We start from the raw sequence: 25056 nt of genomic DNA, 5'->3' as shown, positions 1-25056 counted from the left end.
TCAATTAGACCGAGTCGCCTTCATCGCGAGCAGGCTCGCTCCCACATTGGATCGAGGTGTTCACAGGTTATGTGTTCACCGAAGATCCCTGTGGGAGCGAGCCTGCTCGCGATAAGGGCGACGCGGTGTCAGGCCTGGTGAGTCATCCGCCCATCCATCAGCGTATAACGCACCACCCCCGGCAAACTGTGGCCAAGGAACGGGCAGTTGTCGCCCTTGGAGCGCCAGGCTTCACCCGCCACCGTGGACGCCGCCGGGTCGAACAGCACCAGGTCCGCCGCCGCGCCCACCGCCAGTTTACCCACCGGTAGTTGCAGCGCCTCGGCCGGGCCGTTGCTCAGGCGTGCGAGCAAGGTCGGCAGGTCCAGCAATCCGTCTTCCACCAGCGTCATGGCCAGCGGCAGCAACAGCTCGACGCTGCTGATGCCCGGTTCCGTGGCACCGAAGGGTGCCAGCTTGGCATCGCGCTCGTGGGGCTGGTGATGGCTGGAAATGGCCGAGATCACCCCGGATTTCACGGCTTCGCGCAAGCCATCGCGGTCGGCGCGGGTGCGCAGCGGCGGCTGGACGTGATAGACGCTGTTGAAGTCGATCAGCGCTTCGTCGGTCAGGATCAGTTGGTACAGCGCTACATCGGCGGTGACGGGCAGGCCGCGGGCCTGGGCCTGGGCGATCAGTGCGGCGCCGCGGGCGCTGGTCAGCTGGCTGAAGTGTGCGCGCACGCCGCTTTGTTCCACCAGCAGCAGGTCCCGGGCCAGGGCCACGGTTTCGGCGGTTTCCGGAATGCCCGGCAGGCCGAGGAAACTGGCGGTCGGGCCTTCGTGGGCCAGCCCACCTTCAGCCAGATCGTGATCCTGGGAGTTGAAGATCACCGTCAGGCCGAAGGTCGCCGCGTATTCCAGGGCGCGGCACAGGGTGCGGGTATTTCGAAAGCTGTTCAGGCCATTGCCGAACGCCACGCAACCGGCGTCGCGTAGCGCAATGAGTTCCGCCAGTTGCTCGCCATCGAGGCCTTTGCTCAAGGCGCCGATCGGGAAAACCTTGGTGTTGCCGGCTTCGCGGGCGCGATCGAGGATCAGCTCGGCCACGGCCGAGGTGTCCAGTACCGGCTTGGTCTGCGGCGGGCAGCACAAGCTGGTCACGCCACCGGCGGCGGCGGCCCGGGTTTCGCTGACGATACTGCCTTTGCGGCTGTAACCGGGTTCGCGCAGGGCGACGTTCAGGTCCACCAGCCCCGGAGCGGCCACCAGACCTTGGGCGTTAAGGGTGTCGACGGCAGTAAAGCCGGCCGGAGCGGCGCCAAGGGCGACAATTTTGCAGGCGTCGATATGGATGTCAGTCACTTGATCCAGGCCGCTGGCCGGATCGATCACGCGTGCGCCGAGAATGCTGAGCTTCACTGGGCGTTCTCCTGGTCGAATTGGCGCTGGGCCGTTTGCCCGCTCATGGCCATGGACAGCACGGCCATGCGGATGGCGATGCCGTAGGTCACTTGGTTGAGGATCACCGAATGTGGCCCGTCAGCCACTGCCGACTCGATCTCCACCCCGCGGTTGATCGGCCCCGGGTGCATGACGATGGCGTCCGGCTTGGCCCCGGCCAGGCGCGCGGTGGTCAGGCCGAACAGGCGGTAGAACTCGCCTTCGCTGGGCAGCAGGCCGCCGGTCATGCGTTCGCGCTGCAGGCGCAGCATGATCACCACGTCCACGTCCTTGAGACCTTCGGTCATGTCGGTGTAGACCTTCACCCCGTATTGCTCTACGCCAATGGGTAGCAGGGTTTTCGGCGCGATCACGCGGATGTCCGGGCAGCCGAGGGTCTTGAGGGCCAGCATGTTCGAGCGGGCCACCCGCGAGTGCAGGATGTCGCCGACGATGGCCACCGAGAGGTTCTCGAAGCTGCCCTTGTGCCGACGGATGGTCAGCATGTCCAGCATGCCCTGGGTCGGGTGGGCGTGACGGCCGTCGCCGCCGTTGATAATTGCCACTTGCGGGCACACATGCTCGGCAATGAAATGCGCGGCGCCGGAATCACCGTGACGCACGACGAACATGTCGGCCGCCATGGCCTCGAGGTTGCGCAAGGTGTCGAGCAGGGTTTCGCCCTTGCTCGCCGAGGAGGTGGAGACGTTCAGGGTGATCACGTCCGCCGACAGGCGCTGGGCTGCCAATTCGAAGGTGGTGCGGGTGCGCGTGGAGTTTTCGAAGAACACGTTGCACACGGTCTTGCCGCGCAGCAACGGGACTTTCTTCACCGCCCGGGCCCCGACTTCGAGGAATGAGTCGGCGGTGTCGAGGATTTCCGTCAGCAGCTCGCGGCGCAGGCCGTCGAGGGACAGGAAGTGCCGCAGCTGGCCCTGATCGTTGAGCTGTAGCGCTCGCTTGGTTTCGAGAGACGTCATCGCAATGGACTCTTACAAGGGCAGTTAAAGGGCAAGGTCTTGCAGTTCGAGTTGCAGCGGCGCGGGGCCGGACAGCTTGACTCGCTCGTGGGCGGCCAGCGTCAGCGTCGCGCCGACCACGTTCGGGCGGATCGGCAGCTCGGCGGCGTCCAGGTCCAGCAGGCACACCAGGGTCACGCTGGCGGGGCGGCCATAATCGAACAGTTCGTTCATGGCGGCGCGGATGGTCCGGCCGCTCATCAGCACATCGTCGATCAATACCAGATGCTGGCCTTCAATCTCGAATGGCAGGGCCGAAGGGCGTACTTGCGGGTGCAGGCCGTTCTGGCTGAAGTCGTCGCGGTAGAACGACACATCGAGGGTGCCCAGCGGGGCATCGCTGCCCAGTTCTTCGAGCAAGGCCTGGGCGACCCAGACGCCACCGGTGCGAATGCCGATGTAGCGCGGTTCGCTGATGCCGCGTTGTTCCAGGTGCGCCGTGAGACGAATCGCCATCTGGCTGATCAGTTCGGCGGGATTGGGCAGGCTCATGCTGGCTCCTTCAGGTTCCCGGGCCGGTGGTCAGAGGCCCGGTTTATCGCTAAAAGAAAGCGCCCTGGCGGCGCTTTCAAAAAAATCAGGTTTCGAACAGGGCGGCGTTGGCGTCGAGCCAGCCTTGCAGCAGCAGGGCGGCCGCGATGGCGTCCACCGGGTTGTCGCGGTAACTGCCTTTCTGCCCGCCACGCACCAGGCGTTCGCCCTTGGCCTCGAACGTGGTCAGACGTTCGTCGTGGGTATAGAAAGGCAGGTTGTAGCGGCCGTTGAGCCTGCGGGCGAATTTCTCTGCACGAACGCACATGTCGCTGGGCGTGCCGTCCATGTTCAGCGGCAGGCCGACCACCACGGCGTCGGGTTTCCACTCCTTGATCAGCGCTTCGACCTGGTTCCAGTCGGGAACGCCGTTCTGCGCCTTCAGGGTGCACAGTTCGCGGGCCTGGCCGGTAATCACCTGGCCGACCGCCACGCCGATCTGTTTGGTGCCGTAATCGAAGCCCAGCAGCAAGCGCAGGGCCATCAGGCGTGTCCTGCCTGGCTGGTGAGCAGGCTGAGGTTGACCCCCAGCCGGCTGGCCGCCGCTTCCAGGCGCAGTTCGCTGCTGGTATTGAACAGAATGTCGGCGTCAAACGGGCAGGTCAGCCAGGCGTTATCGGCCAGCTCGGCTTCCAGTTGCCCGGCTTCCCAACCGGCATAGCCGAGGGCGATCAGGCTTTTTTCCGGGCCTACGCCGTCGGCGATGGCGAACAGTACGTCCTGGGAGGTGGACAGCGATACGCCATCCAGGTCCACGGTGGCCTGGTAGGACGGCCCCGTCGGGTGGAGCACGAAGCCTCGGTCGGTCTGCACCGGGCCGCCGATGAAAATCGGGACGTGCTGGCACAAGAGTGGCGGTTCTACATCCGGGCGCAACTGCTCAAGAATGTCCGCCAGGTTCAGTTCCTGCGGCCGATTGATCACCAGCCCCATGGCCCCATTGGCCGTGTGCTCGACGATGTAGGTCAAGGTGTGGGCAAAGTTCGGATCGGCCATGTGCGGCATGGCAATCAGGAAATGATGCTTGAGGTAGGTGGGGCTGACGTTTTTCATAGGCGCTAGTGTGGCGGCGCAGGGGCGAACTGACAAGCTGGGGATGTGCAGCAAGTGCCTCGAACTGGCTGGTGACACCGATCAAATGTGGGAGCGGGCTTGCTCGCGAAGGGGGCAGTACATCCGACAGATCTCTTGTGGCAGGACTGCCGTCTTCGCGAGCAAGCCCGCTCCCACCAGGGATTTGGGTGGGGAATCAGTTGCTGGAGAGGCGATCGCCCCGGGCGAACTTCCAGGTGCGGATGATTTCCAGGCGGTCGATGTCCGAAAGGTCCCCGGTAAACGGTGCGAACGGCGCGGCCAGGCGCACGATCCGCTGGGCGGCCTGGTCCAGCAACGGCTGGCCGGAGGACTCCAGCACCAGCACCTCATACAACGAGCCGTCGCGGTTGATCGAGACCAGCAGCCGCAGGTTGCCATAGATCTGCTTGCGCCGGGCTTCGTCGGGGTAGTTGAGATTGCCGATGCGCTCGACCTTCTTGCGCCACTCGTCTTTGTACCAGGCGCCCTTGTCGCGCATGGTCGAGGCGGCGCTCAGGCGGTGGATACGCGGGCGTTTGGCATATAGCTGCTGTTCCTGGGCCAGCTCGGCTTCCAGGCTGGCGATGTCGCTGGACAGTTGGGCGCTGTCGAAGGTGGGCACCGGGGCCTTGGGTTTGGGGTCGGGCCTGACCTCTTCTTTAACCGGGGCTTTTTTCGGCTTCGGCGCCACGGTGGTTACGGCTGCCTTGGGCGCCGTCTCCCGGACCTCGGGCTTGGCCGCTGGCGGCGGTGTGACCTTCTGCACTTTATTGTCCTGGAACGGCGCGATCTGGGTGGTCTTGGGCGTCGCCTTTTTTTCCAGGGTGCCACTGCCTTGCTGGTTTTCTTGGGCGAGGAAGTCCGCTTTCTGTGGCTTGGCTTCGCTTTTGAAGGTGGCCAGGGTGATTTCCAGGGTCTGACTGATCTGTTTGGGTTCTACCGTGGCAAACCCGACGCCCAGCAGCAGTGCCAAGTGGATCAATGCCGCCAGGAACAGGGTAAAACCGAGACGATCAGCCGGGCGCACGCCGCGATGGGCGAGCTCTTGGGGCAGATCGGACGGGAGGGTCATGGCAAGGAAACCAACATCGCGTTTTTTTCAGGCCGGGCATGATAACGCAATGTGGGTTTCCTTCAGCAGGATCTGGATCAACGAGCCTTGAGCTTCTGATCGATGGCATCCATCAGCATCGCGCCGATATCGGTGCCGAAGGCGTTGTCGATCTCGCGGATGCAGGTCGGGCTGGTGACGTTGATTTCCGTCAGGTGCTCGCCGATCACGTCCAGGCCGACGAACAACAGGCCCTTCTCGCGCAGGGTCGGGCCGACTTGGGCGGCGATCCAACGGTCCTTCTCAGTCAACGGACGCGCCTCGCCACGCCCGCCGGCCGCCAGGTTGCCGCGGGTTTCGCCGGCCGCGGGAATGCGCGCCAGGCAATAGTCCACCGGTTCGCCGTCGATCATCAGGATGCGCTTGTCGCCATCGACGATGGCCGGCAGGTAACCCTGGATCATGATCTGCTGCTGACCGTGCAAGGTCAGGGTTTCCAGGATCACCGACAGGTTGGGGTGCCCGGCGGTGTGACGGAAAATCGAGGAGCCGCCCATGCCGTCCAGGGGCTTGAGGATCACGTCGCCGTGGTGGTCGGCGAACTCACGCAGCACGTCCGGACGACGGCTGACGATAGTGGGCGGTGTGCACTGCGGGAACAGCGTGGCGAACAGCTTTTCGTTGCAGTCGCGCAGGCTCTGGGGTTTGTTGACCACCAGCACACCGGCGCTTTCGGCCTGCTCCAGCAGGTAGGTGGAATACACGAACTCCATGTCGAAGGGCGGATCCTTGCGCATGAGGATCACGTCCAGGTCGCTGAGCAGCGCATCGCGTTCGGCGCCCAGCTCAAACCATTTTTCGGGATTGGCGAAGACGTTCAGCGGCTTCATCCGCGCCCGTGCCTGCCCTTCGGCCTGGTAGAGGTCGCGCTGCTCCATGTAGAACAGCTCCCAGCCGCGCTTCTGAGCGGCCAGCAGCATGGCCAGCGAGCTATCCTTTTTATAGGAAATGCTGGCGATAGGGTCCATGACAATGCCGACGCGTACGCTCATGGCTTGGTTCCTCGAAAATTGATGGGCACAAATGGTGTGAAAAAGTGGCGTCAGAGTGGCGCCCGGAAGATTGGCGGTCAAGGAAAAACCACTGTACCGAGCGGCCGATAGATCGGCGATGGAGACTGTGCTAAAAAGGCTGGCATGTGACGTGCGGGCCTTGAACATCAAGGGTTTGCGCTGTCGTTCACACTTACGCGTTAAAAACCGGTTTGCAGTGGCAATGGCAGAGCATCTTACGCAGCAGCAACCCAGCGCCTTGAAGGTCATGGTCATCGACGACTCGAAGACCATCCGCCGCACCGCCGAGACCTTGTTGCGCAACGTGGGTTGCGAGGTCATCACGGCTGTCGACGGCTTCGATGCCCTGGCCAAGATCGCCGACTATCATCCGGGCATTATCTTTGTCGACATCATGATGCCGCGCCTGGACGGTTACCAGACTTGTGCCCTGATCAAGAACAACAGCGTTTTCAAGGCTACGCCGGTGATCATGTTGTCGTCTCGGGACGGTTTGTTCGACAAGGCCAAGGGGCGCATCGTCGGCTCCGATCAGTTTTTGACCAAGCCTTTCAGCAAGGAAGAACTGCTGGGCGCGATACGGGCTCATGTTCCGGGCTTTGCCGCTGTCCAGCCGCACCAGGCACATTAATGACACTCGGCCATCGGGCCTGGGGTCAACGAAAAAATGGGGAACACCATGGCACGAATTCTGATCGTCGATGATTCGCCGACCGAAATGTACAAACTGACTGGCATGCTGGAAAAGCACGGCCACCAGGTCCTGAAGGCCGAAAACGGCGCCGACGGCGTGGCCCTGGCTCGCCAGGAAAAACCCGACGCGGTCCTGATGGATATCGTCATGCCCGGCCTCAACGGTTTCCAGGCCACACGCCAGCTGACCAAGGATCCGGACACCGGGCACATCCCGGTGATCATCATCACCACCAAGGACCAGGACACCGACAAGGTCTGGGGCACTCGCCAAGGCGCGAAGGACTACCTGACCAAACCGGTGGACGAAGAAACCCTGATCAAGACCCTGAACAACGTGCTGGCGGGTTGATGACGCGGCCATGAGCCAATCCCTGACCGCTTTCGAACTGCTCCTGCAGATCGACCGGCGTTGCCGGCTGCTGGGGGCGGACCTGCCGTCACAGCCGACCCACGGTGACAGCTGGAGCGGCATCGGTTTTCGCCTCGGCGAACACTGGTACGTGGCGCCCATGGGCGAAGTCAGCGAAGTGCTGCACGAGCCGCGCTACACACATTTGCCCGGGGTCAAGCCGTGGGTTCGTGGTGTGGCTAATCTGCGCGGGCGCTTATTGCCGTTGATGGATTTGTGCGGTTTCTTCGGCCATGAGCTGTCGAGCGTGCGCAAGCAGCGGCGGGTGCTGGTGGTGGATCACGACGAGGTCTTTACCGGGTTGTTGGTGGATGAAGTCCTCGGGTTGCAGCATTTTGCCCAGGACAGCCTGGAGCCGACGCTGATGGACGACCTTGACGGCCCGGAGTCGGCCTTCGTCAAGGGCCGGTTTCGCGGCGAACGGCAGTGGCAGGTGTTCAGCCCGTTTGCGCTGACGCGCTCACCGGGTTTTATGGATGTGGCGATTTAGGTGACTGCACAACTCAGGGTAGGAGCTGCCGAAGGCTGCGATCTTTTGATCTTTCCAACAGACAGCTTGCTTTGACATAAGACCCTGATCAAAAGATCGCAGCCTGCGGCAGCTCCTACAGGGAATCCGGTCGGGCTTGGAATTGTGGATAGCAGTACAGGCGAAAATCGATGATCAAAGCAAAAACAGGCAAGCCTCTGGAAGCGTCGCGCAGTCGTTCGCAGATCATCGTGCTGTTCGTCGCGCTGATTGTCTTCATCATGCTGCTGTTCGCCAACTTCGCTTACCTCAACACCCAGTCCAACTACGACAAGCAGTACATCGGCCACGCCGGTGAGTTGCGGGTGCTGTCCCAGCGCATTGCCAAGAACGCCACCGAGGCGGCCGCCGGCAAGGCCGCGGCGTTCAAGTTGCTGAGCGAGGCGCGCAATGATTTCGCCCAGCGTTGGGGCTACCTGAAGCAAGGCAACCCGGTGACCGGCCTGCCACCGGCACCTGCTGCCCTGCGCCCGCAGATGCGTGCCGTACAGCTGGACTGGGAACGCCTGCTCAAGAACACCGATGCCATCCTGTCCAGCGAACAGACTGTGCTGTCGCTGCATCAGGTGGCGGCGACCCTCGCCGAAACCGTACCGCAATTGCAGGTCGAGTACGAAAAAGTCGTCGAAATTCTCCTGCAGCGCGGCGCGCCCGCCGCACAGGTCGCCATGGCCCAGCGCCAGTCGTTGCTGGCCGAACGGATTCTCGGGGCGGTGAACACCGTGCTGGCGGGGGATGAAAACGCCAGTCAGGCCGCCGATACCTTTGGCCGCGATGCCGCACGTTTTGGTCAGGTGCTCAATGGCATGTCGCAAGGTGACTCGGCCTTGAAGATCTCCCAAGTACAGGACCGCGATGCCCGGGCCCGCTTGAGTGAGATCAGCGAACTCTTCGAATTCGTCTCCGGCTCGGTGGACGAAATCCTCGAAACCTCCCCTGAGCTGTTCAAGGTCCGCGAGTCGGCAGGCAACATCTTCAACCTGTCGCAAACCTTGCTGGATGAAGCTTCGCACCTGGCCACCGCGTTCGAAAACCTGGCCGGCGGCCGTTCCGCAAACGCCATCGGTGGTTATGTGCTGGGCCTGTTGGCGCTGATGTCGATCATCCTGATCGGGCTGGTGATGGTCCGCGAAACCAACCGTCAGTTGCGTGAAACCGCAGAAAAGAATGAGCGTAACCAGAACGCGATCATGCGTCTGCTGGACGAGATCGAAGACCTGGCCGATGGCGACCTGACCGTGACCGCCTCGGTGACCGAAGAATTCACCGGCACCATCGCCGATTCCATCAACTACTCGGTGGACCAATTGCGTGACCTTGTGGCCACCATCAACCTCACCGCCGGCCAGGTCGCCGCTGCGGTGCAGGAAACCCAGGCTACGGCCATGCATCTGGCGCAGGCTTCCGAGCATCAGGCCCAGCAGATATCCGAAGCTTCGACTTCAATCAATGAAATGGCCCAGTCCATCGATCAGGTCTCGGCCAATGCCGCCGAGTCGTCGGCGGTGGCCGAGCGCTCCGTGGAGATCGCCAACAAAGGCAACGAGGTGGTGCACAACACCATTCATGGCATGGACAACATTCGCGAGCAGATCCAGGACACCGCCAAGCGCATCAAGCGCCTGGGTGAGTCGTCCCAGGAAATCGGCGACATTGTCAGCCTGATCGATGACATTGCCGACCAGACCAATATTCTGGCCCTCAACGCCGCCATTCAGGCGTCCATGGCCGGTGACGCCGGGCGCGGGTTCGCGGTGGTGGCCGATGAAGTGCAGCGGTTGGCGGAGCGCTCTTCGGCGGCGACCCGGCAGATCGAGACCTTGGTGCGGGCGATCCAGGCTGACACCAACGAAGCGGTGATTTCCATGGAGCAGACCACCACCGAAGTGGTACGCGGCGCCCGACTGGCCCAGGATGCCGGGGTGGCCCTGGAGGAGATCGAAGGCGTGTCCAAGACCCTGGCGGCGCTGATCCAGAGCATCTCCAATGCGGCGCAGCAACAGACCACCTCGGCGGGGCAGATTTCCTTGACCATGAACGTGATCCAGCAAATCACCACGCAAACCTCTTCCGGCTCCACCGCCACCGCCGAGAGCATCGGCAACCTGGCGAAAATGGCCAGTCAACTGCGTCGTTCGGTGTCGGGGTTTACTTTGCCGGCGGCGGCTGTGGCGGATGAGGAAAAAGGGTGACGGGTTTGACTTGTCTGGCGCTGAAGACTCTTTGTGGCGAGGGGATTTATCCCCGCTGGACTGCGAAGCAGTCCCAAAATAGCCAGTCAGGGGCATAAATGTTGGATTCAGCATTTTTGGGGGCCGCTTCGCGCCCCAGCGGGGATAAATCCCCTCGCCACAGGATTTGGAGTGGTTATGGGTGATCGGCACGACTATGTGGCCCTGGAGTGGGTCAAGGGCGAGATTGCCGAAACGCTGAAGCAGGCCCATCTGGCGCTCAATCGCCTAGTGGACGACCCGCAGGCGGCGGATGCCCTCGCGCATTGCCTGGCGTGCATTCATCAGGTGCACGGCGGCCTGCAGATGGTCGAGTTCTATGGTGCTGCGCTGCTGGCCGAGGAGATGGAGCAGCTGTGCGTCGCCCTGCAGGACAACCGTATCGCCCATCGCGACGAAGCCATCAGTCTGTTGAGCCAGGCCCTTGGGCAGTTGCCGATCTATCTGGACCGCATACAAGGCGCCCGCCGCGACCTGCCGTTGGTGGTGCTGCCATTGATCAATGATTTGCGCAGCGCCCGGGGCGAGAGTCTGTTGTCGGAGACCAGCCTGTTCAGTCCTGAGTTACCGCTGATCGCGCCGGTCAGTGACGAGGCCTTGAAGCGACTCGAACCGCCTGACCTGGCAAACACCTTGCGCAAACTGCGCCAGACCCTGCAAGTGGCCCTCGTGGGGCTGTTGCGCGAACAGGACGACGCCACCCATCTCGGTTATCTGGCCAAAGTCTTCCACCGCCTGGAAGGGCTGTGCGCCGCAGCACCGCTCAATGCGTTGTGGCAGGTGGCGTCGGCCCTGGTCGAAGGCATGCGCGAGGGGCGTATCGCCAATAGCCCGGCGCTGCGCAGCCTGTTCAAGGAAGCGGACAAGGAACTCAAGCGACTGTTGGACCAGGGCCTGCAGGGCATCAATCAACCGGCGCCGCCACAGTTGCTGACGAGTTTGTTGTTCTATATTGCCAAGGCCGAACATCCCAGCGGGCAGATGCAGATCATGAAAGAACGCTACTCACTGGACGACGCGCTGCCCGACAGCGCCATGGTCGACGAAGAACGTGCACGCCTGGCCGGACCGGACCGCGATGCCATGCGCTCGGTGCTCGCCGCACTCTGCGAAGAGCTGGTGCGGGTCAAGGAGCGGCTCGACCTGTTCGTGCGCAGTGACCGCCAGCACGCCTCGGAGCTGGACAGCCTGCTGGCGCCCCTGCGACAGATCGCCGACACCCTGGCGGTGCTCGGCTTCGGTCAGCCGCGAAAAGTGATCATCGATCAATTGGCGGTGGTCCTGAGCCTCGCCCAAGGTCATCGCGAGCCGGATGACGCGACGCTCATGGATGTCGCCGGGGCCTTGCTCTACGTCGAGGCTACCCTTGCCGGCATGGTCGGCACTGTCGAGCCCGAGAGCCCTGAAGACAGTCACCTGCCCACCACAGACCTGACCCAGATCCACCAGATCGTCATCAAGGAAGCCCACACCTGCCTGCAACAGGCCAAGGACATGATCGTCGATTACATCGACGCCGACTGGAACAGCGAGCAACTGCAAGCGCTACCGGCGTTGCTGACCCAGGTGCGCGGTGCCCTGGCGATGATCCCCTTGAGCCGCGCCGCCAGCCTTGTGGAGGCGTGCAATGGTTTCATTAGCGAGCATCTGCTGTTGGAGCGCGCCCAGCCGGGCTGGGAAGAACTCGATCACCTGGCCGACGTAATCACCGGCCTCGAATACTATTTGGAGCGTTTGAGCGAAGACCCGGAAACGCCCGGCGAACCCTTGTTGGACGTGGTCGAGCGCAGCCTGGGTGCCCTCGGTTATTTCCCCGACGAAGCCCGGGTGCCGTTGCTTGACGATGTGCTGAGCCCTAACGAGGCTCAGGTCATGCAAGACTTGCAGGAGCTCGATGACCCGCAGACCGTGCAGTCCTTGGCCCAAGTGCTGGCCAGCCCGGTCTCGGCGGTCAACCCGCCGGCCCGGAGCACGCCGGGTAGCCTGCTGCCGCCGCCGCTGGACGAGCATCCGGTGGACGACGAGCTGCGCGAGGTCTTCCTTGAAGAAGCCGACGAGGTGCTCGACGTTCTGCGCGAATACCTGCCGCGCTGGGCCGCTCACCCTGACGACCATGGCGCCCTGGCCGAACTGCGCAGGGCCTTCCATACCCTCAAGGGCAGCGGTCGGATGGTGCGGGCGTTGGTCTTGGGTGAGCTGGCCTGGGCCGTGGAAAACCTGCTTAACCGGGTGCTGGAGCGCAGTGTTGAGCCGGGTGCTGCGGTCCGGCAGTTGCTCGATGACACGGTGCAGTTGCTACCGGCCCTGGTGAGCGAGTTTGCAGACAACCGTCAGCGTCAGCGCGACGATGTCGACCGTCTGGCCGCCCGTGCCCATGCACTGGCAAAGGGCGTCGATGAGGATGAAGACGCCCAGGATGTCGCCGCCCTCGACCCGTTGTTGCTGAAGATATTCGACAACGAAGCCCAGGGTCACCTTGCCAGCCTCAATCGCTTTCTCGATCAGGCCGCCGAACACTTGCCGCTGCAGGCCAACGACGAATTGCAGCGAGCCTTGCATACCCTCAAAGGCAGCGCATCAATGGCCGGCGTGTTGCCGATTGCCGAGCTGGCCGGCGCGATGGACCAGTTGGCCCGGGAATACAAGGCGCACCTGATCGCCCTCGATCTTGATGAAATTGAATTGCTGCTGGAGGCCGAGGGTCTGTTGCGTCTGGGTTTGCGTCAGTTGCACGGTGACCCCCTGGCGCCGATTCCCGGCGCCGAAGCGCTGATCCAGCGAACCCAAACGCTGCTGACCGAGCGCCTGCAAACGGCCCTCAGTGCACCGGACAAAGGCTTGCGGACCAAGAGAGATCCACAACTGATCAACAACTTCCTCGCACAGGGCATGGATATCCTGCTCGACGCCGAAAACCTGTTGCGCCGTTGGCAGCAGCACCCCGGCGAAGGCCAGGAACTCAGTGCACTGCTGGACGAGCTGACCACCCTCGGCGAAGGCGCGCACCTGGCCGACTTGCACCCGGTGGACGAGCTCTGTGAGGCCTTGCTCGACCTCTACGGTGCAGTGGAAGAAAGCAGCCTGGCAGTCAGCGACGTGTTTTTCCAGGAAGCGCAGCGCGCCCATGAAGCCTTGATCGACATGCTCGATGAACTGGCCGCCGGGCAACATGTGCATTCACAGCCCGAACGGGTGCAGGCCCTGCGCGGCTTGCTCCAGGAGAGCCTGGACCCATCCGCCACCGGACTGATCCGCAGCGACGGCAGCCGCACCCTGAGCATCCGCGAACTGGGTAACGCGACAGCTGAACTGCAGCGCAGCGCCCCTGCTGAGACCTCAGTGGACGACGACATTGCCTCGATCTTCCTCGAAGAGGCACAGGACATCCTCGAAAGCGCCGCCCAAGCCCTGCAACGATGGCTGTCCGACCCGGACAACGCGGCGCCACTGTCTTCGTTACAACGGGACTTGCACACCCTCAAGGGCGGCGCACGAATGGCCGATATCCGGCCGGTGAGCGACCTGGCCCAGGAGCTGGAAAATCTCTACGAAGGGCTGGTGGACCGCCGTTACAGCCACAGCGAGGAACTCGAGCAACTGCTCAGCAGCAGTCACGAACGCCTCGACCTGCTGCTCGGGCAGTTGCAGCAGGGCCAGCCGTTGGGCGATCCCGTTGCGCTGATCGACGCCATTCGCCGGTTCCGTCAGGACAAGCCGAACGCAATCGAAACGGGCGGTTCGCCCTCCGGCGACGTGGCCGGGCATGATCCTGAATTACTGGAAATCTTCCTCGAAGAAGGTTTCGACATTCTCGACAGCGCAGGCTCAGCGCTGCTGCGCTGGCAGGACGAACCGTCGAACCGCCAGGCCCTGGAAACGCTGTTGCGCGATTTGCACACCCTCAAGGGTGGTGCGCGGATGGTGGAAATCGTACCCATCGGCGACCTGGCCCATGAGCTGGAAAATCTTTATGAAGGCTTGTCGGCGGGGCTGCTCCAACCGACGCCAGCGCTGTTCGCCTTGTTGCAAAGCAGCCATGACCGGCTGGCGCAGATGCTCGATGCGGTACGCGCCGGCCACCCATGCCCCCTTGCCGACCGGCTGATCGCGCAGATCCAGGCGGTGAATCATCCGCAGGACAGCGAGGCGCCCAAAGTCGTCTCCGCGCCGGAACCGGCCCCGACCCCACCGCCTGCCCCCACAAGGCCTGAGGCTGGCACCCCGAGCGACGGCGCGGACATGGTCAAGGTCTCCGCCGAACTGCTCGACGATCTGGTGAACCTGGCTGGGGAAACCTCGATTTTCCGTGGGCGTATCGAACAGCAGGTCAACGACGCGCGCGTGGCCTTGGGCGAAATGGAAACCACCATCGAGCGCATGCGCGACCAGTTACGCCGTCTTGATACCGAAACCCAGGGCCGGATCCTCAGTCGCCAGCAGGTCGAGGCCGAGCGCCTGGGCTACGAAGAGTTCGACCCGCTGGAGATGGACCGGCATTCCCAGTTGCAGCAATTGTCCCGGGCGCTGTTCGAATCGGCCTCGGACTTGCTCGATCTCAAGGAAACCCTCGAACGCAGTAATCACGACGCTGAGAACCTGCTGCAACAGCAGGGGCGCGTCAACACCGTCCTCCAGGAAGGTCTGATGCGCACGCGCATGGTGCCGTTCGAGCGTATGTTGCCGCGCCTCAAGCGCATCGTGCGGCAAGTGGCGCAGGAGTTGGGCAAGGACGTGGAGTTCGTGGTTGGCAATGCTGAAGGCGAAATGGACCGTAGCGTGCTGGAGCGCATGGTCGCGCCCTTGGAGCACATGCTGCGCAACGCCGTCGACCACGGCCTGGAGCCGGCCGACGTGCGCATCGCTGCCGGCAAACCGGCCCGGGGGCGCATCAGCCTAGACCTGTCCCGGGAAGGTAGCGACATCATTTTCGACATTCGCGACGACGGCGCCGGCGTGCCTCTGGATGCGGTGCGTAGCAAAGCGATCAAGCGTGGCCTGCTGGCACCGGACAGCGACATCAGCGACCGCGACGTACTGCAATTCATCTTGCAGCCGGGCTTTTCCACCGCCGAAAAAATCACCCAGATTTCCGGGCGCGGCGTCGGCATGGACGTGGTCCATGAAGAGGTACGGCAACTGGGCGGCAGCATGGTCATCGACTCCACGCCAGGGCAGGGCGTGCATTTCCGCATTCGCCTGCCGCTTACCGTGGCGGTGAACCGGGCGTTGATGGTGCAATGTCATGAAGACCAGTACGCGATCCCACTGAACACCATCGAAAGTATCGTCCGGGTGTTGCCCGCTGAACTGGATGGCTATTACCAGCTCGACCCGCCGACCTACACCTACGCCGGGCAACGCTATGAGCTGTGCTACCTGGGTGAGCTATTGAAAACCGGCGCTCGCCCGAAACTGTTGGGTCAGAGCCAACCGTTGCCGGTGCTGCTGATGCAATGCAACGAGCGGCATATCGCGGTGCAAGTGGACGCTACCGCCGGGACCCGGGAGATCGTGGTCAAGAGCCTCGGCCCGCAATTTTCGGCGGTGCAGGGCTTGTCGGGGGCGACGATCCTGGGCGATGGCCGGGTGGTGTTGATTCTCGACTTGTTGGCGCCGATCCGCGCCTTGCCTCATCAGGTCCCACGCCGCCCGGCAGCGGCGCAAGACGAGGGCGAGCACTCGCGACCATTGCTGGTGCTGGTGGTGGACGATTCGGTGACGGTCCGCAAGGTCACCAGTCGCCTGCTGGAGCGCCACGGCATGCACGTGCTCACCGCCAAGGACGGCGTGGATGCCATGGCGCTGCTGGCCGAACACTCCCCCGATCTGATGTTGCTGGACATCGAAATGCCGCGCATGGACGGCTTCGAAGTGGCCACGCAAGTACGCAATGACCCGCGCCTGGCCCACCTGCCGATCATCATGATCACCTCCCGCACGGGCCAGAAACACCGCGACCGCGCCATGGCCATCGGCGTCAACGACTACCTGGGCAAGCCGTACCAGGAATCGGTGCTGCTCGACAGCATCGCCCGCTGGAGCAAAACCCATGCATGACCTTCACCCGCGCACCGGGCACATCACCGGGCTGCTGCTGCCCCTGGCCGACCGGCACCTGATTTTGCCCAACGTGGCCGTGGCCGAGCTGATCGACTACCAGAGCAGCGCGTTCGATATCGACACTCCGCCGTGGTTTCTGGGTTGGGTGAGCTGGCGCGAACGGCAAATCCCGTTGCTGAGCTTCGAGTCGGCCTGCGGCCAGAAAACCGTGATCGGCGAGCGTGCGCGCATCGTCGTGCTCAATGCCCTGGGTGGGCGCCCGGAGTTGCGTTTCATTGCGTTGCTGGTCCAGGGTATCCCGCGTTCCTACAAACTCGACACCCAACTGAGCTACGTCGATGTACCGCTGTGTGGACTGGAACAGGCGGCGGTGCAAGTGGGCGAGCATGTGGCGAAGGTGCCGGACTTGTTGGCGTTGGAAGAGTTGGTCGTGGCCTCTGGATTGGCAAAAAACTAGGTCAGACAGGGTACTTGTGGGGGCGGGCTTGCTCGCGAAGTCGGCCTGATAGCCGGCCAGGGTTTTGTTGACTGAGTACATATCCATTGCTGCGGAACCGTCAGCAACCGTTACCGCAGCAACGGATATACACACAAAACTTAAGTAAGCAGCCCCAAGGCATTAAACCCTGAACCGCCCCACCAACGTCTGTAAATGAACCCCCAACCGCGCCAGTTCAGCGCTCGAAGCGGCCGTCTCTTCACTGGACGACGCAGTTTGCTCCGACACATCGCGCACATTCAGAACACTGCGGTTGATCTCTTCGGCCACGGCACTCTGCTGCTCGGCCGCAGCGGCGATCTGCTGGTTCATCGACTGAATGGCCGAGACCGTGCGGGTGATGTTTTCCAGGGATCCACCGGCGCGGCGGGTCAGTTCGACGCTGTTGTCGGTCAGGCTGCGGCTGTTGTCCATGATGGTCGCGACCTGCTCGGTGCCCGACTGCAGGCCGACGATCAGTTCTTCAATTTCTTCAGTGGACTTCTGAGTGCGCTGGGCCAGGCTACGGACCTCGTCAGCCACCACCGCGAAGCCACGCCCAGCCTCGCCTGCACGGGCCGCTTCGATGGCTGCGTTGAGGGCCAGCAGGTTGGTTTGCTGGGCTACGGATTTGATCACGTCCAGCACGCTGCCGATCTTGTCGCTCTCACGCTTGAGGTCGCCCATGGCTGCGGTGGAGTTACCCACTTCGAGGGCCAGGCGTTCGATCTGGGCGATGGCTTCACCGACCACTTTTTCACCCTCGCGTGCCTGCTGGTCAGCCGCGACGGCCGCTTCGGAGGCTTCCTCGGCATTGCGCGCCACTTCCTGCACCGTGGCGGTCATTTCGTGCATGGCGGTGGCGACCTGGTCGGTTTCCACTTTCTGGCTGTTGACCCCGGCGCTGGTCTGTTCGGTCACGGCCGAGAGTTGTTCGGCGGCGCTGGCGATTTGCGTCACGCCGTCGCTGATGCCGCCGATCAATTGCCGCAGGCCCACGGTCATGCTCTGCATGGCGCGCTGTAGCTGGCCCAGTTCGTCGCGGCGCTCGGAGGTGAGGTTGTGGGTCAGGTCGCCCGCGGCAATGCGCTCGGCGACTTTGAGGGTCTGGTCCAGCGGGCCGACGATCTGCCGGGTGATGACCAATGCGGCGATCACGCCGAACAACATCGCCAGCACGGCAGCCGATACCAGGACAGTCTTGGCCTGGGCGGCGTCGTGGTCGCGCACGGCGGTCTGGGACACGGTCAGGCTTTTGCTGGACTCAAGCAATACTTCGCCCTGCTCGGTCATGCGCTTGAGTGCCGCGGCGGTATCAAGCTGCGAATCGCGGAACTGGCTGACCGCTGAACGGTAGGCGTTGATCGAATCGCTGGCCTGCTGCAGGTTGGCGGAGTGCTCCTCAGGCAACTGCGCCGGCAGGCGTGCGAGAAGTTTGAGGGCATCGGTAATGGCGTCAAGGGCCGGTTGCTGGGCTTCGTTCTTGCCGCTGTAGGTGTAGCCGCGAACCTGATAGCGCGCTTGCTGAATCGCCTTGCTCAGGGAGACCACGTTGTTGAATTGGGCGATGTTCTCGCTTTGCAGCATCGCTTTTTCCACGTCGGCGATCCGTGCCACGGCGTTGTCGGCACTGGCGCCGAGTTTGCTGCGGGCATCTTCGCGGCTGACGGTGGCATTGGCCATCTCGGCGAAGGCGCTCTTGTACTCGGCCACTGCGGCCAGTTGTTTGTCGATCAGCGCCACGTCGGCCGGCTGCTCGATCATCTGGCGAGCGGCAGTCAGGCCTGCCTCGAGTTTGGCGAGCAGATCGTTGACTTCCTGCGGACCGTTCTCGCCCCGCGTGGTGTAGTAGTCCAGGCGCGCCAGGCGCAGGTCCTTGCTCAATTCGTTCAGGCTGGAAATGTAGCCCAGCTTGTCGCCACGGCTGATGACATTGCCCAGGCCGCTCCAGCCGGTGAAAGCGATCATCAAGGTTAGAAATAGCACCAGACCGAAGCCGAAGCCGAGTTTGCGATTGACGCTTACGTTTCCCAGACCCTGGGTAAGCATTCGGAACATGCTGATTTTCTCCCTTGCTGTGTTGAATTGGTTTTATGGGAGCTGTATCGGCGGGACGGGAGGGATCTATAGAAAATAGGAGTCGTTGGGTCGGCGTGGCGAGGGAGCTTGCTCCCGCTCGGCTGTAGGCGCTGTCGAGTGCAACGAGGCTGCGATCGTGTTCCGGACAGTTAAGTCGCAAGCGAACGATTAAATCAAAAGATCGTCCGAACGCGGCCCGAGGCTTCGCCAGCTCCTACCAAGCGCCCTCGCCACAGGCCTCAGAACAGCCGGGCAAGCAACGCGGTGACGGCGGTTTCGACGCGCAGGATACGTTCGCCCAGTTGTACCGGTTGCAGTCCGGCCTTGGCCAGCAGGTCAATTTCGTAAGGAATCCAGCCGCCTTCGGGGCCGATGGCCAAGGTCACGGGTTCGTTCAGCGCGCGAGGGCAGGGGGGGTAGTTCCCTGGATGACCGACCAGACCGCGGGTGCCGTTCGCCATGGCCGGCAGGCGGTCTTCAACGAAGGGCTTGAAACGCTTTTCGATGATGATCTCTGGCAGCACGCTGTCGCGCGCCTGCTCCAGGCCAAGGATCAGTTGTTCGCGAATCGCCTCGGGCTCCAGGAACGGGGTCTGCCAGAAGCTCTTTTCCACGCGGTAGCTGTTGACCAGCACCACGCGCGGCACGCCCATGCTGGCGATGGTCTGGAACACCCGCCGGAGCATCTTCGGTCGAGGCAGGGCCAGCACCAGTGTCAGCGGCAGCTTGGCCGGCGCAGGTTGGTCGAGTGTCACTTGCAGTTCGGCTTCGCGGGCTTCCAGGCGCAGTACCTGGGCCGTGCCCATCAACCCGCCGATACGCCCGACCCGCAGGCTGTCACCGACGGCGCTGCGGTGCACTTGCTGCATGTGGGTCAAGCGGCGATCGCTCAGCACGACGCGGCCAGGCCCGATGAAGTCGGCCTCTTCAAGCAGCAGCAGGTTCACGCTTGGGTCGCTGGCGGCTGGTCGTTATGGTCGTCGACCGGCTGATCGTCTGCGTCTTCCCGGCGCTTGCGCACCAGACCGCCGAACAGGATGCCGATCTCGAACAGCAGCCACATCGGCACGGCCAGCAGGGTCTGGGAGAAGATGTCCGGCGGGGTCAGGATCATGCCGACCACGAAGCAGCCGATGATCACGTACGGACGGATTTTCTTCAGGTACGCAACGTTGACCACGCCGATCCACACCAGCAGCACCACCGCCACCGGGATCTCGAACGCCACGCCGAAGGCGAAGAACAGCGTCATGACGAAATCCAGGTAGCTGGCGATGTCGGTCATCATTTCCACGCCTGCGGGAGTAGCGGCGGCAAAGAACTTGAAGATCAACGGGAATACGAAGAAGTAGGCGAAAGCCATGCCGGTGTAGAACAGCAGAATGCTGGACACCAGCAGCGGCACGGCGATGCGTTTTTCATGCTTGTACAGGCCTGGCGCGATGAAGCCCCAGATCTGGTGCAGGATCACCGGGATCGCCAGGAACAACGAGACCATCATCGTCAGCTTGAGCGGCGTCAGGAACGGTGACGACACGTCGGTGGCGATCATCGTCGCGCCTTCCGGCAGGTACTGGCGCAGCGGTGTGGAAACGAAGGTGTAGATCTGTTGGGTGAAGGCAAACAGCCCGGCGAAGATGACGAAAATCGCCGCCACGCAACGCAACAGGCGGGTGCGCAACTCGGTGAGGTGCGATACCAGCGGCATCGGCTGGTCGTTTTCAGGAATATCGCTCATGGGGCTCGCGGCGGCAAAGTAGGGTCGTTAGGAACGGCTGGTGCTGCCACTGTCGGGCCGGGCTCCACGGGTTCTGCGGGCACGGATGCCACAGACGACGTGTTATCCACTGGTGCCTGTGGGGCAATCGTCGGCTCGACCGCCGGCTGAACCGGTGTCGGCTCCTGCTGGGTCGGGGTGAAGATTTTCCGCGCTTCCTGCTCCAAAGACAGAATGTGTTCGTTGTGCAGTTGCCGACGAATGTCGTCGGCCCCGATTTCACGTTCAACTTCCTGTTTGATCGCATTGAAGCTGCGCTTGAGCCGCCCGACCCAAAGGCCGGCGGTGCGCGCAGCGCCCGGCAGCCGCTCGGGGCCCAGCACCAGCAGGGCGACGAGGCCGACGAGCAGCAGTTCAGTGAAGCTGATCCCAAACATTAGTCAGTGCTCACGAGTCTTTGCGGGCCGGCTCTTCGACTTTCTGTGCCTGCACATCGATGGTGTGCGGGGCATTCACAGGTTGAGTGGCCTGTGGGTGTACCGGTTGGCTCGGCTGCGCTGGTTGAGCGGGCGTCGCTGCCGGGTCGGCGGGTTTTTCGTCGTCATTCATGGCCTTGCGGAAGCCCTTGATCGACTCGCCAACATCAGTGCCCAGGTTCTTGAGTTTCTTGGTGCCGAATACCAGTACCACGACCACCAGAATGACGACCCAGTGTTTCCAGTCAAAAATACCCATGTGGCTATTCCTCTCGTAAGTTGATCAGGCGGACGGACGCGAGGCTTTCTCGACGTGCCCGGACAGACCGAAGCGACGGTCCAGTTCATCCAATACAGCCTGCGGGTGCTGCCCCAGCTGGGCAAGCATGACCAGGCTATGGAACCACAGGTCGGCGGTCTCGTAGATCACGTCACTGCAGTCACCGCTGATGGCGGCGTCCTTGGCGGCGATGATGGTCTCGACCGACTCTTCACCGACCTTTTCCAGAATCTTGTTCAAACCCTTGTGGTACAGGCTGGCGACATAGGAGCTGTCGGCCGCTGCGCCTTTGCGCTCTTCCAGCACCTGGGCCAGGCGGGTCAGGGTGTCACTCATGGGTATGTCCTGAATAAATGGCATGCGGGTCCTTGAGCACCGGGTCGACGGTTTTCCAGTCGCCGTTCTCGAAGACGCGATAGAAGCAGCTTTGACGGCCGGTGTGGCAGGCGATCTCACCGACCTGCTCGACCATCAGGATGATGACGTCGCCGTCGCAGTCCAGGCGCATCTCGTGCAGGTGCTGCACGTGCCCGGACTCTTCACCCTTGCGCCACAGCTTGCCACGGGAACGTGACCAATAGATGGCGCGGTTCTCGGCGGCGGTCAGGGCCAGCGCTTCGCGGTTCATCCAGGCCATCATCAGCACGCGCCCGGTCTTGTGATCCTGGGCGATGGCCGGCACCAGGCCGTCCGCGTCCCATTTGATCTCGTCCTGCCAGTTTTTCATCTTGGGTCCTGGAGCAGCGGCAAGCTGTGAGCTTCAAGCTGCAAGTAAAAGCAATTTCTGTGTTGTGTTGCGTTGATAGGTTCAACCCATGAACTTGCGGCTTGCAGCTTATCGCTTGTGGCTGATTCCTGCTATCGACGGACGACCAGATACAAACCAACAATGACCATGACACCGGCGGGCCAGTGACCCAGTTGGCTCAGCGGGCCCCCGCTCGCCAGCACTGCACCACCCCCCAGGTGAGCGGCGCCGAGCAGGCGCAGGAACCAGTCGTCTTTGCGCTGCTTCCACGGTGGCGCGGGGTCGTGGGCGTGAGGTTGGGACATGCGTTCGAGCAGGTCGCGGGTCATGTTGGCCAGGTGCGGGATCTGCTCGAACTGGCTCTGCACGTTGCCCAGCAGGGTCTTGGGGCTCACGCGTTCGCGCATCCAGCGTTCGAGGAACGGCTGGGCGGTGTTCCACAGGTCCAGGTCCGGGTACAGCTGGCGACCGAGGCCTTCGATGTTCAGCAAGGTTTTCTGCAACAGTACCAGCTGCGGCTGAACCTCCATGTTGAAGCGACGCGCGGTCTGGAACAGGCGCATCAGCACCTGGCCGAAAGAAATATCTTTTAACGGTTTTTCGAAGATCGGTTCGCATACAGTGCGGATCGCCGCTTCGAATTCGTTGAGTTTGGTCTCGGCCGGCACCCAGCCGGAGTCGATGTGCAGTTGCGCGACGCGGCGGTAGTCGCGCTTGAAGAAGGCGAACAGGTTGCGGGCCAGATAGTCCTGGTCTTCGGGAGTCAGGCTGCCGACGATGCCGCAGTCGATGGCAATGTATTGCGGGCTCCACGGTTGCACGGTGCTGACGAAAATGTTGCCCGGGTGCATGTCGGCGTGGAAGAAGCTGTCGCGGAACACTTGGGTGAAGAAAATCTCCACGCCCCGTTCGGCTAGCAGTTTCATGTCGGTGCGCTGGTCGGCCAGGGTGTCCAGGTCGGTCACCTGGATGCCGTAGATGCGCTCCATCACCAACACTTTCGGACGGCACCAGTCCCAATAGACTTGCGGCACGTAGAGCAGCGGCGAGCCTTCGAAGTTACGCCGCAGTTGGCTGGCGTTGGCGGCTTCGCGCAGCAGGTCGAGTTCGTCATAAATGGTTTTTTCGTAATCCAGGACCACGTCAACCGGGTGCAACAGGCGCGCATCGGCCGACAGCCGCTCGGCGGCCCGGGCGAGAATGAACAGCCACGCCAGGTCCTGGGCAATGATTGGCTTGAGACCCGGGCGGATAACTTTCACCACCACTTCTTCGCCACTCTTGAGCTGCGCAGCGTGAACCTGGGCCACGGAGGCCGAGGCCAACGGCTCGACGTCGAAACGGCTGAACACTTCGCTGATCTTCTTGCCCAGTTGTTCTTCGATCAGGGCCACCGACACCTTGGAATCGAACGGCGGCACGCGGTCTTGAAGCCTCATCAATTCATCGGCGATGTCTTCGGGCAGCAGATCGCGACGAGTCGAGAGGATCTGCCCGAACTTGATGAAGATCGGTCCCAGGTCCTGCAAAGCCAGGCGCAGGCGCGCGCCGCGACTCAGGTCCAGCGTTCGCCGGGGAAACCAGCGCCACGGCAGCACGAAGCGCAGCGCCAGCAAAAACCAGGGCAGCGGCAGGGCGAACAGCAGGTCATCGAGGCGATAGCGGATCACGACGCGCTGGATGCGCAACAAACGGCGGACGGCAAGCAGCTTCATGCGTTATCGCTTGGTTTCAAGGGAGCGGGAAAGGCGCTCGAAACGCGCCTCGAGACGTTCCAGGTCAAGTTTGATCTGGTCCAGTTCTTTAAAGCGGGCTTCGGCTTCGCGTTGGCCGACGAGCGTACGCGATTCCTCGGCCAGGTATTCACTCAGATTCTGCCCCAGGCTGGCGAAGCCTTGGCGATACCAGCGAGTGCGGCTGCGCAGATGGCCACTGAGTAGCTGAGTGGCCACCGGACCGAGCCAGCGGGAGACTTCATATTCCCAGTCCAGCTCCAGGTCCTGGAGAATCGCCGCCAGCTCCAGCAGCACGCCGCTGTCGCCGTCCAGTTCCACCTCAGGCCCATGCAGCACGGCGGTCTTGTCCTTGCTCAGGGCCAGGTTCACCAGGCTCGATGCCGGGGCGCGCAGGGTGCAGTGTGCCTCGGCTTCCCAGTGTGCGGCGAGCATCAGGCCTTCGTCGCTGGGCAGGATGAATAGCCGCAACGCCGGGCTGCGGCAATCCACAGCAATCACCTTGCCGCTCAAGTGCGCCAGGCGTGCAAGCGCCGTACTGTCCAGGCGCAGGACGCGATTGACGCCGAGTTCGACGCTGGCGAGCAGGCCGGTGAGCAGCATCAGGGTTTGATACCGCGGTGCAGGGCCACGATGCCCGAGGTCATGTTGTGGTAGGTCACACGATCGAAGCCCGCTTCGACCATCATCGACTTCAGGGTTTCCTGATCCGGGTGCATGCGGATCGATTCGGCCAGGTAGCGATAGCTTTCCGAGTCGTTGGTGATCAGCTTGCCCATCAGCGGCATGAAGGCGAACGAGTAGGCGTCGTAGGCCTTGGACATCAGCGCGTTGGTCGGTTTGGAGAATTCCAGCACCAGCAGGCGGCCGCCGGGCTTGAGTACGCGTAGCATCGAGCGCAGGGCGTCTTCCTTGTGGGTGACGTTGCGCAGGCCGAAGGCGATGGTGACGCAGTCGAAATGGTTGTCAGGGAAGGGCAGCTTCTCGGCGTCGGCCTGGACGAACTCGACATTGCCGGCCACACCCAGGTCCAGCAGGCGGTCCCGCCCGACTTTGAGCATGGACTCGTTGATGTCGGCGAGCACCACCTGACCGGTCGGCCCGACAATGTGGGAGAACTTCTTCGTCAGGTCGCCCGTACCGCCGGCGATGTCCAGCACCCGATTGCCGCTGCGCACACCCGACAGTTCGATCGCGAAACGCTTCCACAGACGGTGCATGCCACCCGAGAGCAGATCGTTCATCAAGTCATATTTGGCGGCTACCGAGTGGAAAACCTCAGCGACTTTTTCCGCCTTCTGGCTTTCCGGCACGTTCTTGAAGCCGAAGTGAGTGGTGGGTTCGGCATCGCTGCCTTTGCGCTGATCAGTCATATCGCTGTCACCAAAAAAGAATGCGGGACATTCTAATCCCGGTGGAGGGCTTTGTCTTGGCAAGCCTGAAGGTAAGAT

The 25056-nt window shown here is 62.6% G+C and carries 22 protein-coding genes and 1 pseudogene; 6 read left to right on the top strand and 17 right to left on the bottom strand.

The genetic code is table 11. The annotated features are described in order from the left end of the window. Positions 1–128 precede the first annotated feature (128 nt). From BM132_RS01590 to gshB, 7 genes are all read right to left on the bottom strand, one after another. Positions 129–1400: a dihydroorotase gene (locus BM132_RS01590; RefSeq protein WP_092452644.1), complete on the bottom strand. Its 1272-nt coding sequence runs from the start codon at positions 1398–1400 to the stop codon at positions 129–131. Continuing rightward, entirely contained in the window at positions 1397–2401 is a 1005-nt protein-coding gene (locus BM132_RS01585; RefSeq protein ID WP_092452641.1) for an aspartate carbamoyltransferase catalytic subunit, read from the bottom strand. The genes BM132_RS01590 and BM132_RS01585 overlap by 4 nt, the downstream gene beginning before the upstream one ends. Positions 2402–2425: 24 nt before the next feature. After that, entirely contained in the window at positions 2426–2932 is a 507-nt protein-coding gene (pyrR, locus tag BM132_RS01580; RefSeq protein ID WP_047226002.1) for a bifunctional pyr operon transcriptional regulator/uracil phosphoribosyltransferase PyrR, read from the bottom strand. Between the two features lie 85 nt (positions 2933–3017). Then, the gene (gene ruvX / locus BM132_RS01575) at positions 3018–3455 is read right to left on the bottom strand and encodes a Holliday junction resolvase RuvX (RefSeq protein ID WP_092395470.1); all 438 of its coding nucleotides are present in this window, start codon (positions 3453–3455) and stop codon (positions 3018–3020) included. Continuing rightward, a complete protein-coding gene (locus BM132_RS01570) occupies positions 3455–4024 on the bottom strand; it encodes a YqgE/AlgH family protein (protein WP_047226000.1) in 570 nt (189 codons plus the stop codon). Before BM132_RS01570 ends, ruvX begins: the two co-directional genes overlap by 1 nt. A 196-nt stretch (positions 4025–4220) precedes the next feature. Then, positions 4221–5117, bottom strand: a complete 897-nt coding sequence (locus BM132_RS01565) for an energy transducer TonB (protein WP_047225999.1) — start codon at positions 5115–5117, stop codon at positions 4221–4223. A 77-nt stretch (positions 5118–5194) separates the two neighbouring features. Then, on the bottom strand, positions 5195–6148 hold the full coding sequence (gshB, locus tag BM132_RS01560) for a glutathione synthase (protein WP_092452638.1): 954 nt from the start codon (positions 6146–6148) through the stop codon (positions 5195–5197). 223 nt (positions 6149–6371) lie between these two features. Between gshB and BM132_RS01555 the strand changes: the two genes are divergently transcribed. From BM132_RS01555 to BM132_RS01530, 6 genes are all read left to right on the top strand, one after another. Further along, positions 6372–6800: a response regulator gene (locus tag BM132_RS01555; protein ID WP_092452635.1), complete on the top strand. Its 429-nt coding sequence runs from the start codon at positions 6372–6374 to the stop codon at positions 6798–6800. A gap of 48 nt (positions 6801–6848) precedes the next feature. Beyond that, positions 6849–7214: a twitching motility response regulator PilH gene (gene pilH, locus BM132_RS01550; protein ID WP_047226188.1), complete on the top strand. Its 366-nt coding sequence runs from the start codon at positions 6849–6851 to the stop codon at positions 7212–7214. A 10-nt stretch (positions 7215–7224) separates the two neighbouring features. Further along, entirely contained in the window at positions 7225–7764 is a 540-nt protein-coding gene (locus BM132_RS01545; protein WP_092452632.1) for a chemotaxis protein CheW, read from the top strand. Positions 7765–7934: 170 nt separating this feature from the next. Beyond that, positions 7935–9995 carry a methyl-accepting chemotaxis protein gene (locus tag BM132_RS01540; RefSeq protein ID WP_092452629.1) on the top strand — a complete coding sequence of 687 codons (2061 nt, stop codon included), beginning with the start codon at positions 7935–7937 and terminating at the stop codon, positions 9993–9995. A 177-nt stretch (positions 9996–10172) separates the two neighbouring features. Beyond that, positions 10173–16091, top strand: coding sequence for an Hpt domain-containing protein (locus BM132_RS01535; RefSeq protein ID WP_092452627.1), 5919 nt, complete (start codon positions 10173–10175; stop codon positions 16089–16091). Next, positions 16084–16551 (top strand): chemotaxis protein CheW, encoded by a 468-nt coding sequence (locus tag BM132_RS01530; protein ID WP_092452624.1) that lies wholly within the window; start codon positions 16084–16086, stop codon positions 16549–16551. Before BM132_RS01535 ends, BM132_RS01530 begins: the two co-directional genes overlap by 8 nt. 162 nt (positions 16552–16713) lie before the next feature. Here the strand turns inward: BM132_RS01530 and BM132_RS01525 are convergent, their stop codons facing one another. The 10 genes and pseudogenes from BM132_RS01525 to ubiE form a co-directional block, all read right to left on the bottom strand. Further along, entirely contained in the window at positions 16714–18621 is a 1908-nt protein-coding gene (locus BM132_RS01525) for a methyl-accepting chemotaxis protein (protein WP_371264089.1), read from the bottom strand. A 269-nt stretch (positions 18622–18890) separates the two neighbouring features. Next, positions 18891–19598, bottom strand: a complete 708-nt coding sequence (locus BM132_RS01520; RefSeq protein WP_092452622.1) for a 16S rRNA (uracil(1498)-N(3))-methyltransferase — start codon at positions 19596–19598, stop codon at positions 18891–18893. Further along, positions 19595–20389 carry a twin-arginine translocase subunit TatC gene (gene tatC, locus BM132_RS01515; protein WP_092395486.1) on the bottom strand — a complete coding sequence of 265 codons (795 nt, stop codon included), beginning with the start codon at positions 20387–20389 and terminating at the stop codon, positions 19595–19597. Before tatC ends, BM132_RS01520 begins: the two co-directional genes overlap by 4 nt. Then, positions 20386–20805: a Sec-independent protein translocase protein TatB gene (gene tatB / locus BM132_RS01510; RefSeq protein WP_092452619.1), complete on the bottom strand. Its 420-nt coding sequence runs from the start codon at positions 20803–20805 to the stop codon at positions 20386–20388. Before tatB ends, tatC begins: the two co-directional genes overlap by 4 nt. A 10-nt stretch (positions 20806–20815) precedes the next feature. Further along, positions 20816–21103, bottom strand: a complete 288-nt coding sequence (locus tag BM132_RS01505) for a twin-arginine translocase TatA/TatE family subunit (RefSeq protein ID WP_047225988.1) — start codon at positions 21101–21103, stop codon at positions 20816–20818. Between the two features lie 24 nt (positions 21104–21127). Then, complete coding sequence (locus BM132_RS01500) at positions 21128–21460, bottom strand: phosphoribosyl-ATP diphosphatase (protein WP_003186671.1); 333 nt, start codon at positions 21458–21460, stop codon at positions 21128–21130. Further along, positions 21453–21851, bottom strand: a complete 399-nt coding sequence (hisI, locus tag BM132_RS01495) for a phosphoribosyl-AMP cyclohydrolase (protein WP_003196931.1) — start codon at positions 21849–21851, stop codon at positions 21453–21455. Before hisI ends, BM132_RS01500 begins: the two co-directional genes overlap by 8 nt. Positions 21852–21982: 131 nt before the next feature. Beyond that, entirely contained in the window at positions 21983–23587 is a 1605-nt protein-coding gene (ubiB, locus tag BM132_RS01490) for a ubiquinone biosynthesis regulatory protein kinase UbiB (RefSeq protein WP_092452617.1), read from the bottom strand. Next, positions 23584–24208 (bottom strand): annotated as a pseudogene (locus BM132_RS01485) (SCP2 domain-containing protein). Before BM132_RS01485 ends, ubiB begins: the two are co-directional and overlap by 4 nt. Beyond that, a complete protein-coding gene (ubiE, locus tag BM132_RS01480; RefSeq protein WP_047225985.1) occupies positions 24208–24978 on the bottom strand; it encodes a bifunctional demethylmenaquinone methyltransferase/2-methoxy-6-polyprenyl-1,4-benzoquinol methylase UbiE in 771 nt (256 codons plus the stop codon). Before ubiE ends, BM132_RS01485 begins: the two are co-directional and overlap by 1 nt. Positions 24979–25056 lie beyond the last annotated feature (78 nt).

Source organism: Pseudomonas sp. NFACC45 (assembly GCF_900113505.1).
In the GTDB taxonomy this organism is placed as follows: domain Bacteria; phylum Pseudomonadota; class Gammaproteobacteria; order Pseudomonadales; family Pseudomonadaceae; genus Aquipseudomonas; species Aquipseudomonas tehranensis.
This window is presented reverse-complemented; position numbering and strand designations above follow the sequence as displayed.

Bases quoted from the DNA above. Each gene is read 5' to 3' on its own strand.
- BM132_RS01530 (WP_092452624.1), top strand. From the start codon at position 16,084: ATGCATGACCTTCACCCGCGCACCGGGCACATCACCGGGCTGCTGCTG.
- ubiE (WP_047225985.1), bottom strand. From the start codon at position 24,978: ATGACTGATCAGCGCAAAGGCAGCGATGCCGAACCCACCACTCACTTC.
- pilH (WP_047226188.1), top strand. From the start codon at position 6,849: ATGGCACGAATTCTGATCGTCGATGATTCGCCGACCGAAATGTACAAA.
- BM132_RS01565 (WP_047225999.1), bottom strand. From the start codon at position 5,117: ATGACCCTCCCGTCCGATCTGCCCCAAGAGCTCGCCCATCGCGGCGTG.
- tatB (WP_092452619.1), bottom strand. From the start codon at position 20,805: ATGTTTGGGATCAGCTTCACTGAACTGCTGCTCGTCGGCCTCGTCGCC.
- BM132_RS01500 (WP_003186671.1), bottom strand. From the start codon at position 21,460: ATGAGTGACACCCTGACCCGCCTGGCCCAGGTGCTGGAAGAGCGCAAA.
- BM132_RS01555 (WP_092452635.1), top strand. From the start codon at position 6,372: ATGGCAGAGCATCTTACGCAGCAGCAACCCAGCGCCTTGAAGGTCATG.
- gshB (WP_092452638.1), bottom strand. From the start codon at position 6,148: ATGAGCGTACGCGTCGGCATTGTCATGGACCCTATCGCCAGCATTTCC.
- BM132_RS01570 (WP_047226000.1), bottom strand. From the start codon at position 4,024: ATGAAAAACGTCAGCCCCACCTACCTCAAGCATCATTTCCTGATTGCC.
- ubiB (WP_092452617.1), bottom strand. From the start codon at position 23,587: ATGAAGCTGCTTGCCGTCCGCCGTTTGTTGCGCATCCAGCGCGTCGTG.
- BM132_RS01505 (WP_047225988.1), bottom strand. From the start codon at position 21,103: ATGGGTATTTTTGACTGGAAACACTGGGTCGTCATTCTGGTGGTCGTG.
- ruvX (WP_092395470.1), bottom strand. From the start codon at position 3,455: ATGGCCCTGCGCTTGCTGCTGGGCTTCGATTACGGCACCAAACAGATC.
- tatC (WP_092395486.1), bottom strand. From the start codon at position 20,389: ATGAGCGATATTCCTGAAAACGACCAGCCGATGCCGCTGGTATCGCAC.
- BM132_RS01540 (WP_092452629.1), top strand. From the start codon at position 7,935: ATGATCAAAGCAAAAACAGGCAAGCCTCTGGAAGCGTCGCGCAGTCGT.
- hisI (WP_003196931.1), bottom strand. From the start codon at position 21,851: ATGAAAAACTGGCAGGACGAGATCAAATGGGACGCGGACGGCCTGGTG.
- BM132_RS01525 (WP_371264089.1), bottom strand. From the start codon at position 18,621: ATGCTTACCCAGGGTCTGGGAAACGTAAGCGTCAATCGCAAACTCGGC.
- BM132_RS01585 (WP_092452641.1), bottom strand. From the start codon at position 2,401: ATGACGTCTCTCGAAACCAAGCGAGCGCTACAGCTCAACGATCAGGGC.
- BM132_RS01545 (WP_092452632.1), top strand. From the start codon at position 7,225: ATGAGCCAATCCCTGACCGCTTTCGAACTGCTCCTGCAGATCGACCGG.
- BM132_RS01535 (WP_092452627.1), top strand. From the start codon at position 10,173: ATGGGTGATCGGCACGACTATGTGGCCCTGGAGTGGGTCAAGGGCGAG.
- pyrR (WP_047226002.1), bottom strand. From the start codon at position 2,932: ATGAGCCTGCCCAATCCCGCCGAACTGATCAGCCAGATGGCGATTCGT.